Genomic DNA, 14,504 nt, shown 5'->3' on the forward strand with positions numbered 1-14,504 from the left:
CGACAGGTGCTTTTTTTATTTAAAATTCAAACATTTTTTGAATTGTTCTATGTGGCCTGACTGGTTCATAACTTGTTATAGAACTTATGTGTTAGAGTGTGTCAGGGAGGGAACAATTTGGGGAATAAAGAATGGATCGCTATGGTACTGGCAGGGGGACAAGGTACCCGGCTGGGAGCGTTAACGAAAGACCTGGCCAAACCTGCCATGCCGTTCGGCGGCCACTACCGGATTATTGATTTTACTTTAAGTAACTGCCGCAATTCAGGGCTTGATACTGTGGGCATTCTTACGCAGTATCGGCCGCTGGTGCTGCATGCCTATATCGGGATTGGCGGCGCTTGGGACTTTGACAGGAGGGATGGCGGGGTCCATATTTTGCCGCCTTATGTCCGGGAAAAAGGGGGTGAATGGTATAAAGGTACAGCGGACGCCGTTTATCAAAACTTCGATTTTATTGAGCATTATGAGCCTGAATATGTAGTAGTGCTGTCCGGAGACCACGTTTATACGATGGATTATGCCGCCATGCTCGCCTATCATAAAGCCTGTCAGGGTGATGCCACCATTGGTGTTTTTACCGTGCCGTGGGATGAGGCCGGCCGGTTTGGCATTGTGGAGACGGCTCAGAGCGGGCGCATTCTGGATTTTGTTGAAAAACCATGCCAGCCTAAAAACAATCAAGCTTCCATGGGTGTGTATATTTTTACCTGGAAAGTGTTAAAACAATATTTAGCGTATGACGCTGTCAACAAAGAATCTGGTCACGATTTTGGCAAAGACATTATTCCCGCTATGCTGTTCCAGGGTCGCCGCTTGTATGCGTACCGCTTTAATGGCTACTGGAAAGATGTTGGTACAGTAGATAGTTACTGGGAAGCTAACATGGATTTACTTGGCGATGAACCCAGATTAGTGTTAGCTGACCCTGACTGGCCCATTTATTCGGCTAAATTGAGTCAGCCGCCCCAGTATCAGGGAGAGTCCGCCAAAGTCAGCCGGGCGCTGATTGCTGGTGGCTCGATCATCTTGGGGGAAGTAGAAAACTCGGTAATTTTTCCCGGCGTCTATATCGGGCCGGAAGCAAAGGTTAAGGATGCCGTAGTTATGCAATATTCCCGGATTGAAAGCGGTACAACCGTTATCGGCGCAATCGTTAAACAAAATACCATAGTTAGCGCCGACATCTCCCGGTCGGAAAACGAGGGTGTTATCAAGGTTGCCGGTTGCCACCGCGCGGGAGGCGAAATTGACGTCAATGAACGAGTAAGCCTGGCAGGTTAGTTGCTTGTAAAATACTGCTAAAAATGTATTCAAGTGCTATTACTTGACAGGATTTTTTTATGCTGACAGCGAACAATACAGTATATTAATTGCCGTAAATTTACAGTTGATAAAGGATGAATTTAATGACCACTGCTTGGCTGAGCGATCATGATTTATATTTATTCCATGAAGGCAAAAACAGTCGGAGTTATCATATGCTGGGGGCGCATATGGCAGTGAAAGATGACGTGGCAGGTGTACGGTTTGCCGTATGGGCTCCCCATGCCCAGGCCGTCCGGGTTATTGGTGATTTCAATGGCTGGAACGGCTGTGCCCATGCCTTGGAGAAAGTAAGTACGTGCGGCGTTTGGGCGTTGTTTGTCCCCGGTCTTAAAGCCGGTGACATCTATAAGTACGAGATTATCACCCAGTGGGGCGAAACGCTGCATAAAGCCGATCCGTATGCCTTTGCTGCCGAAGTTAGACCTAAAACGGCATCCAAGATTGCTTACTTAGACGGGTATGTGTGGAATGATGCCAAGTGGCGGGAGGATAAAGCCAAACACTTGGTGCATGAACAGCCTATGAACATTTATGAGGTCGATTTAGGTTCGTGGAAACTTTCGGGTGACCGGCAGCGTTTGTCTTACCGGGACATTGCACCTGATCTTGCTGCGTATGCTGCCAGTATGGGCTATACCCATATTGAGCTTTTGCCGGTGGCTGAGCATCCGTTTGACGGATCGTGGGGTTATCAGGCCACAGGTTATTATGCACCTACCAGCCGCTATGGCTCACCTCAAGACTTTATGTATCTTGTTGACTGTTGCCATCAAAAAGGTATCGGCGTCATTCTGGACTGGGTACCCGGCCATTTTTGCCGAGATGCCCATGGCTTGGCCCGGTTTGACGGCACTACGCTATACGAGTATGCCGACCCGCGCCGCAGTGAAAACCGTGGCTGGGGCACGCTCAACTTTGACTTGGGCCGGCCTGAGGTTGTGAGTTTCCTGATTTCCAACGCGTTATTCTGGATGGATGTGTACCACATTGACGGACTCAGGATTGACGCTGTCGCTAACATGCTGTACCGGAACTACGGGCGGGATGAAGGCGACTGGGAACCCAACTGTTACGGCGGGACGGAAAATTTTGAGGCCATCAATTTCCTGCGGCAGCTCAATGAGACCATTTTCGCTAATTATCCCGAGGCACTGGTTATTGCCGAAGATTCAACCGCCTGGCCGTTGGTGACTCACCCTACCTACCTGGGGGGGCTTGGTTTTAACTTTAAGTGGAACATGGGCTGGATGAACGATATGCTCCGGTACATGGAGCTTGATCCGGTGCACCGCCAGCACCATCACAATCTGGTGACATTTTCGTTTATGTACGCTTTTTCCGAAAACTTTGTTTTGCCGTTGTCGCATGACGAGGTAGTGCACGGCAAGCGGTCGCTTTTAAATAAAATGCCAGGCGATTACTGGCAAAAGTTTGCAAACCTCCGGGCTTTTTATGCGTACATGATGGCCCATCCCGGTAAGAAATTACTATTTATGGGCGGGGAATTCGGGCAGTTTATCGAGTGGAACTACCAGGACAGTTTGGACTGGCACCTCCTGGAATATGAAATGCATGCCAAACTTCACAGCTATGTCCGGAAACTTAACCATTTTTATCTGGATAATCCGGCCATGTGGCAGAATGACCGTGACTGGAACGGATTTTCCTGGATTGACTGTCAGGACTATCAACAAAGTGTTATTGTATTTAAGCGCCAAGGGAAAAAAGAAGAAGACTTTATCATTACCGTGCTTAATTTTACGCCTGTTGTCCGGCATGGCTACCGGATCGGCGTGCCGGACGCCGAATACTATCTTGAGGTGCTAAACAGTGATGCGCCGGAGTATGGGGGTTCAGGTCAGGGCAATCCCGGCAAGCTCAAACCGGATGGCACTTCTTGGCATAATCAGCCCCAATCGCTTGTTATCACGTTGCCGCCACTGGCCGCAGTCTATTTAAGACCGATAGGCGTACGCAGACCGGAACCGGAAAACGATATTAACCCGCAGGTTATGCAGTAAAAAACTTGACAGCACTACATAGGGAGAGTGGGATGTTTTGCGCAACAAAGAATGTGTGGCCATGATTTTAGCCGGCGGTCAGGGAACCCGGCTGGGGATGCTGACCAAAAAACTGGCAAAACCTGCTGTACCGTTCGGCGGAAAATACCGGATCATTGATTTCCCCCTAAGTAACTGTTATAACTCAGGCATTGACACTGTTGGCGTACTTACCCAGTACCAGCCGCTGGCCCTGCACTCCTATATCGGCATTGGCAGTGCCTGGGACCTTGACCGCCGGAACGGCGGGGTATATGTGCTGCCGCCCTATGTCCGGGAAAAAGGCGGCGAGTGGTACAAAGGCACGGCTGACGCCATTTACCAGAACGTCAATTTTATCGAAATGTTTAACCCTGATTACGTATTGGTGTTATCCGGCGACCATATTTATAAAATGGATTATTCGCTCATGCTTGATTACCATCGGAGTAAGCAAGCTGATGCTACTATTGCCGTTATCCAAGTGCCGTGGGCAGAAGCCGGCCGCTTCGGCATTATGAATACGGCTGCCGGCGACAGTATCACCGAATTTGCGGAAAAACCGAAAAATCCCAAGAGCAACCTGGCTTCGATGGGAATCTACGTATTTGACTGGCGGGTGCTGAGGGCGTATCTGGCTGCAGATGCTGCCGACCCTGATTCCAGTCATGATTTTGGCAAGAATGTTATTCCGAAAATGCTGTCGGCAGGCGAGCGGTTGTATGCGTACCGGTTTGACGGCTATTGGAAAGATGTCGGTACTGTTGAGAGCTATTGGGAAGCTAATATGGACCTCCTAAGCGATGAGCCTCAACTAAATTTGTATGATCCAAAGTGGCGTATTTATTCAGTTAATCCAACGCAGCCTTCCCATTTTGTGGCTGATACCGCCCGCGTTACTTGCTCGCTAATTACCGAAGGCTGCCGCGTACATGGCGAAGTGGAAAATTCGGTGTTGTTTCCCGGCGTCTATATTGGTGCAGGCGCCAAAGTCAAGGATTCCATAATTATGCCCTATACTTCGATTGGCGCTCATTCTGTTATCAGTAAGGCAATCATTGGCAGGAAAACGGTAATCGAGGCCGGAGCTCAGGTGGGGGTTGAAGACCCGGCTGAGCAGGACGCCAGCAAATGGTTTTCCGGTATAACGTTAATCGGCGACAACCTTACTATTACCAGTGAGACAAAAATAAAGAGAAATGCCCTGCTTGCCCGTTCATAAAACTCCCGGCGCAAAGCAGCATACTGTTTAGGGGGAGGAAGTTTTTTTGAAGGATCTAATGGGCCTGATCAATTTACATGAAAGCGACGACTTGCTCCGGGAGTTAACCAGATGCCGGCCATTAGCCGTTATTCCCTTTGCCGGCCGTTATCGGCTAATCGATTTCATTCTGTCTGATTTGATTAATTCCGGCATAACCAATGTAGGAATATTGTCGGCCGGCAACTCGCGTTCGCTTATGGACCATATCCGTTCAGGCAAAGAGTGGGATTTGGCCCGTAAGCGGGATGGGTTGTTCATGCTGCCTTCGCTTCATGCCGATAGCGTACAGGGGGCCTTCCCGAGTGATCTGGCTGATTTTTTCAGTAACCTTGATTATATCAAAAGCAGCCGGCAGCGCTATGTTATTCTGGCTGGCAGCCGGTTGGTCTGCAACATTAATTTTGAAGCTGTCTATAGATTTCACCTGGAGAAGAAAGCTGATATTACTGTGCTGTATAAAGAATATGGCGAGGCTGGCGCACGATGCTTAACCAACGCCACTATGATCGAAACAAATGATGACGGCAGGGTTGTTGACATGGAAATATGGCCGGTCAATCCGCGCAGTAATAAGCTGTCAATGGAGATGTATCTATTAGACCGCCAACTCCTGATTGATCTTATTGATGCCGGCATGTCGCGGGGCGGTACCAATGTAGCCCGGGACTGTTTTATTAAAAATCTGGCTAATTTGCGAATGTACGGTTTTCCGTTTACCGGGTATTTGGCCCGTATTCATTCAATAGGCAGCTATTACAACCATAGTATGGAACTCTTAAATCCTGAGGTTTGGCAGGAACTGTTTTTTGCTCATGGTTCAATCTATACCAAAGTTAAAGATGAAGCGCCGGTAAAATATCAGCAGGATGCCAGTGTTCGGCGCTCGCTGGTTGCCAATGGTTCGGTAATCGCGGGAAAAGTTGAAAACAGCATCCTGTTCCGGGGGGTTAAAGTGCATAAAGATGCCCAGGTAATTAACAGCATTATTATGCAGAAAGGTGAAATCGGCCCGGGAGCGGTGCTGAAAAACGTCATTTGCGATAAGGATGTCAAAATAACGGCAGGCAAAAAATTAAAAGGAGAATTAAATCACCCGATAGTAATCGAAAAGGGGACGGTGATTTAATCATGATTAAAGTACTGTTTGTGGCATCGGAAGCGGCGCCGTTTGCCAAAACCGGCGGGTTGGGAGAAGTTATTGGCTCACTGCCGAAAGAACTTAAAAAACAGGGAGTCGACGTCCGGGTGATTTTGCCCAAATATAGCTCGATCACTGCAGAGTTCACTGCGCAAATGACCAAGAAGGCGGCACTGACTGTGCCGGTTGGCTGGCGCAGGCAGTATTGCGGGCTTTATGAGCTTGAATATCAGGGTATCACTTGGTACTTTATTGACAACGAATATTACTTTAAGCGGGAGAATTTGTACGGCTATTACGATGAAGCCGAACGGTTCGCTTATTTTTGCCGGGCAGTGTTGAAAGCGCTGCCTCAGCTTGATTTTACGCCTGATATTATTCACTGCCATGATTGGCAGACCGGACCGCTGGCCGCCATGCTCAAGGCGCAGTACCGGATAAGGGACGAGTATTCCAATATAAAAACAGTGTTCACCATCCACAACCTGATGTACCAGGGGATTTTTCCCGGTGATATTTTAGGCGATCTACTGGGACTGCCGAGCAGCATGTTTACCGCCGATGGTCTGGAATTTTACGGACAGGTTAATTTCCTTAAAGGCGGGTTGGCGTTTTGTGATAGTATTACTACTGTAAGCAAGTCGTACGCCCAGGAAATTCAACAACCCTATTTTGGCGAGAAACTTGAAGGCATGCTCCGCAAACGTCATACCGATATCTGCGGCATAATAAACGGTATTGACTATGATGTATACAATCCGACTACGGATCCTGACATTTATACCAACTATACCTGGCGGGGCACGGTCAAGCGGCTGGATAATAAGCTGAAACTGCAGGCCGAGCTACGGTTACCTGTTGGCAAGCACATACCGCTTATCGCTATTGTATCCCGTCTGGTGAGTTCCAAGGGGCTTGACCTTATCGCCCATGTCATGGAGGAACTGCTAGCGCTTGATGTACAGCTTGTCGTGCTGGGAACAGGGGAAGGACAGTTCGAGAGCCTGTTTGCCAACGCGGCGCGGCGCCATCCTGATAAAGTCTCAGCCAATATCACTTTTTCCGAGAGTCTGGCTCATAAAATATATGCCGGCTCTGATCTCTTTCTTATGCCGTCCCGGTTTGAACCCTGCGGCATTGGTCAGCTTATTGCTCTCCGGTATGGCAGTATTCCCGTTGTCCGCGAAGTTGGCGGCCTCAGAGATACAATCAGGCCGTTTAACCCGGAAACAGGTGAGGGTACCGGCTTTACATTTATCAACTACAATGCCCATGATATGTTGTATGCAATTGAACAGGCCGTGTCACTTTACCGCAGCCGGGGTGTATGGGCTAAACTGGTAAAAAACGCCATGCGTGCCGACAATAGCTGGCGGCGTTCGGCGGCAGAATACCGGGACCTTTATGGGCGACTGACAGCCCAATAAACGCGCCGGCAGGCCGATTTTTTTACATGTTGATAGCGGGGGGGAGGGTGTTATGTTTACATCTAAAGAGGAATTTAAAGAGGCGTTTATTGATAAACTGCAGACCCTGTTCGGACAAAGCCTGGACGAATCGTCCCAAACTGACAGATATGTGGCGCTTAGCGCTTTGATCCGTGATATTATTAATAAGCGCTGGTATCAGTCCAATAAACAGTACAAGCAGTGCAAGGAAAAACAGGTGTATTATTTTTCCATGGAATTTCTGCTGGGCCGGCTCTTGGGCAGCAACCTTTTTAATCTGGGACTGACCGATGTGTGCAGTGAGGCGCTTACCGAGCTGGGCATCGACTTAAACGAGCTGGAAGCTGTTGAGCAAGACGCCGGGTTAGGCAATGGCGGTCTTGGCCGTTTGGCCGCATGCTTTCTGGACTCGCTGGCTTCGCTGCAATTGCCTGGTCATGGCACCGGTATCCGTTACCGGCACGGTATGTTTGAGCAAAAAATTGTTAACGGTTACCAGATTGAGATTCCCGACAACTGGCTGAAAGATGGTTATGTGTGGGAAACGCGCAAGGCTGACCGCGCTGTTACCGTCAAGTTCGGCGGCAATGTCCGGCTGGAAAGCCAGGGCGGCCGCTTGGTCGCCATTCATGAAAACTACGAACCGGTGCTGGCTGTTCCTTATGATGTGCCTGTTATTGGCGCTAATTCCGGCACTGTCAATACCTTGCGCCTGTGGAGTGCCGAGACCAATTATTTTGATTTTCCTTCGTTCAGCAAAGGCGATTTTTTAAAAGCTGTTGAACATAAGTATTCGCTTGAAGCCACTTCTCAAATTCTTTATCCTGATGACAACTATCCCGAAGGCAAGACGCTCAGGCTTAAACAGCAATATTTCTTTGTCTCTGCCGGACTGCAAAGCATTGTCCGGCGGTATAAGCGTACCTATGGGGGGGATCCGTCCGTTCTGGCCAAAATTTATGAAAAAGTGGCCGTGCACATTAACGACACCCATCCGGCATTGGCAGTGCCTGAGCTTATGCGTATTTTAATGGATGAGGAAGGATTAGGCTGGGATGAGGCCTGGAATGCTACAACCAAGACAATTTCCTATACTAACCATACTATTTTGCCGGAAGCGCTGGAAAAATGGCCGGTTGACCTGGTCCAAACGCTCTTGCCGCGTATGTACATGATTATCCAGGAAATTAACGAGCGCTTTTGCGCCGCTCTGTGGGACAGATATCCCGGCGATTGGGAGCGAATACGGGCTATGGCCATTATCAGCGACGGTTATGTCCATATGGCGCACCTGGCGGTTACCGGCAGTCACAGCGTGAACGGCGTAGCCGAGGTGCACAGCAATATTCTGAAAAAGGAAGTAATGGCCAACTTCCACCAGTTTTACCCGCATCGCTTTAACAACAAAACCAACGGTGTTACCCATCGCCGCTGGCTCGCCAAAGCCAATCCCGGCCTGGCTAAGTTAATTACTCAGGCTATCGGTCCGGGCTGGCTGGCCCACCCTACCGAATTAGCCAATCTTCACCGCTATGCCCGCGACCCGGCCTTTCAGAGCAGTATCAAGGCCGTCAAGCAGGCTAACAAGGAACGGCTGGCCAAGTATATCAAGGATAAGATGGATATAGCCGTTGACGTTGATTCGATTTTCGATGTTCAGGCAAAGCGAATCCATGCCTATAAGCGTCAGACGCTAAATGCCCTTCACATTCTCGATTTGTATAACCGGCTTAAAGCCGACCCCGGCCTTGATATTACGCCGCGTACTTTTATTTTCGGCGGCAAAGCGGCTACCGGCTATTACCTCGCCAAACGCATCATCAAGCTTATTAATACATTGGCTGATGTTATTAACAATGACCGGAGCATTGGCGGAAAAATCAGAGTGGTTTTCCTCGAAAACTACAACGTGTCCTTAGCCGAACTCATTATGCCTGCAGCTGATGTCAGTGAGCAGATTTCGACTGCCAGCCGTGAGGCGTCAGGGACCGGCAACATGAAATTTATGATGAACGGTGCTGTTACCATCGGCACCTTGGACGGCGCCAACATAGAAATCAGAGATGAAGTGGGCGACGATAATATTGTTATTTTTGGCCTGACGGCTGACGAAGTGCTGAGTTACTATAAACACGGCGGCTATAACGTGCTTGACGTATATCACGGCAATCCGCGCGTAAAAATGATAGTTGACCAACTGGTTAACGGGTTTTTACCGGTGAGTCCGGACGAGTTTGACAGCATCTATCACTCGCTTATGCGTGCCAATGATGAGTATTTTGTTTTAAAAGATTTTGCTGCCTATGCTGCCGCCCAGGAAAAAATCGATCGCTTATATCGCGACCAGAGCCGCTGGCAGGCTATGGCCATTAATAACATTGCTTTTTCCGGAAGGTTTGCCAGTGACCGTACGGTATCTGAATATGCTATTGGAATTTGGGGGATTAAGCCGGTGATTATCCGGGAAAGTTAATACTGGAGGTGGACCGGCGTGAATCAATACTGGATATTGCACGACTCCCACAATGTCGACTTTCGCAGCCCTTTTGGGGCTGCTTCTTGTCATAGCGAAATAACGCTAAAACTGCTGATTGCAACCCCGCATCATTATGGCGTGCCGCCCCTTGATGCCGTACTTTTAAGAACCTGGCAGGACGGCACGGGCGAGACCATGATAGATATGCGGCTGGCGCAGGATCATGGCGGGCAAAAACTGTACGAGGCGGTCATTACCGCCCCCGACAGTCCGGGGGTTATTTGGTACTATTTTGTTGTCAGACAGGGCGGCCAAACGTTCTACTATGGCAACAATGCCGAGGAAACAGGCGGCGTGGGACATATCTATGACTCTCCGCCGCCGTCATATCAGATAAGCACCTATATTCCGGGGGCGACTACGCCCAAATGGTTTAAGAATGCCATCGTCTATCAGATATTTGTTGACAGATTTTATAACGGTCTGCCGGACGGAAAAATTTTAAATCCCCGTCCGGGCAGCCTAATTCACGCGGACTGGTATGACACACCTGTTTACACCCGCGACATGGACACTGGTGCGATACTAGCTTATGACTTTTTCGGCGGTAATTTGGCAGGCGTTATTGCCAAGCTGCCTTACCTTGAGGAACTTGGCATAACGGCCATTTATCTTAACCCCGTATTTGCCGCGCCTTCCAACCACAAATATGACACGGCCGACTACAAAACCATTGACCCCATGTTTGGCGATAATGCATTGTTTGCCGAACTGTGCACCAAGGCCAAAGAGCGTGGTATAGCGGTAATTCTTGACGGGGTGTTCAGCCATACCGGCAGTGACAGCATTTATTTTAACCAAAATGGGACTTATGACAGTGTCGGAGCGTGCCAGTCCCGGGAATCTCCCTATTATTCTTGGTACAAATTTATCGACTATCCTGTCAGCTACGAGTCCTGGTGGGGTATTGGCACATTGCCTAATGTCAACGAAGACGACCCTTCATACCAGAACTTTATTATTGATGCGCCGGACAGTGTGCTTAAACAGTGGCTTGGGCTGGGAGCCAAAGGCTGGCGGCTGGATGTCGCCGACGAACTGCCGGAAACTTTTTTAAAAAATTTTTATAAAACACTCAAACAAGAAGACCCGGAAGCTATTTTAATCGGTGAGGTATGGGAAGACGCCTCACGCAAAGTTGCCTACGGCAATCTCCGGCAGTATTTTAACGGTACCGAGCTTGATGCTGTCATGAATTACCCCTTCCGAAAAATTATCCTCGATTTCATGCTGGGCTGGCGTGATGCCGACGCCGTTCACCGTGCGTTGTTCAGTCTGTATGAAAACTATCCGAAAGAAAATTTTTATGCCAACTTAAATATTATTGGCAGCCATGATGTGCCGCGCATTTTGACGCTCTTGGGCGAAGCGCCGCCGGAAGAGTCGCACAGCAAACTTAATGCGTTTAAGCATCGGTTGACATCTGAGCAGCGGGCGCTTGGTTTGGCCCGGCTCAAGCTTGTTGTGCTCTGGCAGATGACTTTCCCGGGCGCTCCCTGCATCTATTACGGGGATGAAGTCGGCGTTGAAGGCTACAGCGACCCGTTAAACCGGCGACCGTATCCGTGGGGACGGGAAGACCGCGATCTGCTGGCATGGTATAAGAAATTGACAGGTTTGCGCCGGCAATATCCGGTGCTGAGGACAGGCGAGTGGCTGCCACTTATTGCTGCCGGTGATGTGTACGGTTATGTGCGCCGTATCCGGAGCGGGAAAGATGTTTTTGGCGATTTGGAAGCCGATAATACTGCGGCCGTTATTATCAATCGCAGCACTACGGCCGAGGCTCACATAAGTATTGATACCAACGCTTGGTTTGCCGACCAGGACTATGTTATTGACATGCTGACCGGTGAAAAAATTATGCTGCCGGAACAGGGAAACCTTGAACTTAAGATACCGGCGCTCTCCGGCAAACTGTTGCTTGCCCATGTTGAGCCGCCTGCAACCGAACGGCAGCGTTCGAGCGGCATTCTTTTGCACCCTACCTCGCTGCCTTCGCCGTTTGGCATCGGCGATTTGGGGCCGGAAGCCTACCGGTTTGTTGATTTTCTTGTAGCCGGCGAGCAGCGGGTGTGGCAGTTTTTGCCGTTAAATCCTGTGGGCTTTGGCGAATCGCCGTATCAGTGCTTGTCCGCGTTTGCCGGCAATCCGCTATTAATTTCTCCGGAAAAGCTGGCGGAAGACGGGTGGCTGACCCAAGCCGAACTGCCGCTGGCGGCCTTTGCTAATTACGATAACTATACTATTGATTTCCCCAGGGTAAAACTATGGAAGGAAAAATCCTTGCGACTGGCTTTCGACCGATTCAAATACCGGGGTGATACTGGCGCATACCGGAATTTCAAGGAACAAGCAGAAGCGTGGCTGGCAGACTATACATTGTTTATTGCTCTAAAAAAGCACTTCCGGGGCATGCCCTGGAATCAATGGGACAGTGATATCAGATGGCGCGAACCTGAGGCTATCGACTATTATCGCCAGGTGCTTGAGGAGGAAATTGAATACCAGAACTTTTTGCAGTTTATATTCTGGCAGCAGTGGCAGGAACTGAAGGTTTACGCCAACCACCGGGGTATTAGCCTGTTTGGTGATTTACCGCTGTTTGTCGCCCATGACAGCGCTGATGTATGGGCCAATCCCGAACTGTTCGAGCTTGATGCCGCCGGTAGCCCGGCCAAAGTGGCCGGTGTGCCGCCTGACTATTTCAGCGCTACCGGCCAACTGTGGGGCAACCCGTTATATAAGTGGGAGGCGATGGCACAGGACGACTACTGCTGGTGGCGCCACCGCCTGGAAGTGTTGCTCAACCTGGTTGACTTTATTCGCATCGACCATTTCCGTGGTTTTGACGCCTATTGGGAGATACCGGCCGGGGAGCAGACAGCCGTTAATGGCCGCTGGGTAACCGGTCCGGGGGCAAAGCTGTTTACCGTGCTGGAAAAGTATCTGGGCAAACTGCCGCTGGTGGCTGAAGATCTGGGCATAATTACTCCTGGTGTTAACCGGTTGAAACACCGGTTTGCTTATCCTGGCATGAAGGTGTTGCAGTTTAGCTTCGGTGACGGCTGGACAGCGCCCGACTTTCCCCATAATACCGGCTATAATACCATCGCTTACACCGGCACGCATGACAACGACACGCTCTTAGGCTGGTATCAAAAGCTGGACAGCGCCGAGCCGCATGTAAAGCGCGTTATCCTTGAACATTTACAGCGACTTAAGCTGGGTGACGATATGAGTGACACCGGTGTATGCGAGCAGCTCATCAGGCTGGCCTACCTCAGCCGGGCCAATACTGTTATTGTGCCGCTCCAGGATGTGTTGGGGTTAGGCAGTGAGGCCAGGATGAACACACCAGGCACAGTTGGCGGTAACTGGAACTGGCGGCTGAAGCCAGGCATGCTTACCCCGGAAATAGCCGGACGTCTGGCAGGATGGACCCGGCTTGGCGGGCGCGCAGGCCGCCTTGGGCAAACGGCACCATCACAGGATAAACACCAGGATGCCAATGGGGGATTTAGCAAATAAGTAATTAGAAATGTCAGGACCGGGCAGAGAGAGGTTGAGTTGGTATCCCACTTAACCTCTTTGTATTTTTACCGTTAGGGGTGATTTGGCGCACCCGCCTAGCGGTAAAAAACTTGCAACTTCTTAGTGAGATTTTGCGGCCAGGTATCCCGTCAATATGGTATTATTAGAATGAGAACAGCTAGTATTATTTGGGGGATCTGTATCACTATATAGTATCCAATAAAGATTTACAGGTGTGTTGTTAGTATAAGCGTAAGTCAAGCGCCAGCGGTGGAGCGTTACTAACAACACGCCTGGAAAAAAATCTTTATTGGATTTCATATAAAAATTAATCCGACAAAAAAATACGTATTTAATTTGCAGGTCAGTTCAAAATATTAACATAGGCGCAGCCTGGGTATAGAGAATAAATAGCTAGGTTGTTTGGGTGACAGGAGGGCGTGTATGGAAGAGAGACTGAATGCGGTAACTCATGGTTTAGGTGCGACATTAGCTCTGGCGGGGCTTTTGGCTCTTGTTGTATCGTCTTATCTATATGGTAGTATCTGGCACCTTGTAAGCTTTAGCATCTATGGTATATCCCTGGTTCTGTTGTATTTGGCTTCAACCCTTTATCATAGTTTTAGCGACGAAAAACTCAAATATATCTTTAAGATTCTTGATCATGCCGCGATTTATTTGCTGATTGCCGGAACGTATACCCCTTTTGCTCTCGTGTTATTTCACGGAGTATTGGGTTGGACCGTTTTCGGCGTGGTTTGGGGATTGGCTGTTGCCGGAGTAATTTTTCAGATTTTCTTTGTTAAGCGGTTCAAAATTTTATCAACTATATGTTACATTATCATGGGATGGCTTATGCTTATCTTCATAAAACCGCTGGTAGCCGCTTTGCCAACGACAGGACTTTGCTGGTTAATCGCCGGCGGCCTCTTATATACGGTGGGAGCTCTCTTCTACCTATACCGTTGGTTTCCCTACAATCACGCGGTCTGGCATGTGTTTGTTCTTGCCGGCAGCGCTGCTCATTTTATAACCATTTTTTGTTATGTACTGCCCATTCCGGTTGGATGACCAAATAGATTTTATCAAAGTCCGGTATGGAAATGTATTTGCGAAGACCATGCAGTTGGGATTCGGAATGAATAGCAAATATAGCTGATTTTGCGCGTAGGGGAGGGTTCTAACCCTCCCCTACACTTTTCTTTACCTTATTGAC

At 49.2% G+C, this 14,504-nt stretch carries 8 protein-coding genes; all 8 read left to right on the plus strand.

All coding sequences use genetic code 11. The features are described from left to right. Positions 1 to 117 precede the first annotated feature (117 nt). The 8 genes from SCACP_RS00820 to trhA all read left to right on the plus strand — a co-directional run bounded on the left by SCACP_RS00820 (position 118) and on the right by trhA (position 14,359). Complete coding sequence (locus SCACP_RS00820) at positions 118 to 1,284, plus strand: glucose-1-phosphate adenylyltransferase (protein WP_425059563.1); 1,167 nt, start codon at positions 118 to 120, stop codon at positions 1,282 to 1,284. Between the two features lie 125 nt (positions 1,285 to 1,409). Beyond that, the gene (glgB, locus tag SCACP_RS00825) at positions 1,410 to 3,350 is read left to right on the plus strand and encodes a 1,4-alpha-glucan branching protein GlgB (RefSeq protein ID WP_425059564.1); all 1,941 of its coding nucleotides are present in this window, start codon (positions 1,410 to 1,412) and stop codon (positions 3,348 to 3,350) included. Between the two features lie 37 nt (positions 3,351 to 3,387). Next, complete coding sequence (locus SCACP_RS00830) at positions 3,388 to 4,590, plus strand: glucose-1-phosphate adenylyltransferase (protein WP_425059565.1); 1,203 nt, start codon at positions 3,388 to 3,390, stop codon at positions 4,588 to 4,590. A 46-nt stretch (positions 4,591 to 4,636) separates the two neighbouring features. Beyond that, the gene (gene glgD / locus SCACP_RS00835; RefSeq protein ID WP_425059566.1) at positions 4,637 to 5,758 is read left to right on the plus strand and encodes a glucose-1-phosphate adenylyltransferase subunit GlgD; all 1,122 of its coding nucleotides are present in this window, start codon (positions 4,637 to 4,639) and stop codon (positions 5,756 to 5,758) included. Between the two features lie 2 nt (positions 5,759 to 5,760). Beyond that, positions 5,761 to 7,197: a glycogen synthase GlgA gene (gene glgA, locus SCACP_RS00840; RefSeq protein ID WP_425059567.1), complete on the plus strand. Its 1,437-nt coding sequence runs from the start codon at positions 5,761 to 5,763 to the stop codon at positions 7,195 to 7,197. 52 nt (positions 7,198 to 7,249) lie between these two features. Further along, the gene (locus tag SCACP_RS00845) at positions 7,250 to 9,691 is read left to right on the plus strand and encodes a glycogen/starch/alpha-glucan phosphorylase (protein ID WP_425059568.1); all 2,442 of its coding nucleotides are present in this window, start codon (positions 7,250 to 7,252) and stop codon (positions 9,689 to 9,691) included. A gap of 18 nt (positions 9,692 to 9,709) precedes the next feature. Continuing rightward, a complete protein-coding gene (locus tag SCACP_RS00850) occupies positions 9,710 to 13,285 on the plus strand; it encodes a bifunctional glycogen debranching protein GlgX/4-alpha-glucanotransferase (RefSeq protein WP_425059569.1) in 3,576 nt (1,191 codons plus the stop codon). 447 nt (positions 13,286 to 13,732) lie between these two features. After that, the gene (gene trhA / locus SCACP_RS00855) at positions 13,733 to 14,359 is read left to right on the plus strand and encodes a PAQR family membrane homeostasis protein TrhA (RefSeq protein WP_425059570.1); all 627 of its coding nucleotides are present in this window, start codon (positions 13,733 to 13,735) and stop codon (positions 14,357 to 14,359) included. Positions 14,360 to 14,504: the final 145 nt, after the last annotated feature.

The sequence above is a fragment of the Sporomusaceae bacterium ACPt genome (assembly GCA_041428575.1).
Lineage (GTDB): Bacteria > Bacillota > Negativicutes > Sporomusales > Sporomusaceae > Sporomusa_D > Sporomusa_D carbonis.

Excerpts from the sequence above, each read along its gene's own strand:
- glgA (WP_425059567.1), top strand. The coding sequence starts at position 5,761 with ATGATTAAAGTACTGTTTGTGGCATCGGAAGCGGCGCCGTTTGCCAAA.
- SCACP_RS00845 (WP_425059568.1), top strand. The coding sequence starts at position 7,250 with ATGTTTACATCTAAAGAGGAATTTAAAGAGGCGTTTATTGATAAACTG.
- trhA (WP_425059570.1), top strand. The coding sequence starts at position 13,733 with ATGGAAGAGAGACTGAATGCGGTAACTCATGGTTTAGGTGCGACATTA.
- glgB (WP_425059564.1), top strand. The coding sequence starts at position 1,410 with ATGACCACTGCTTGGCTGAGCGATCATGATTTATATTTATTCCATGAA.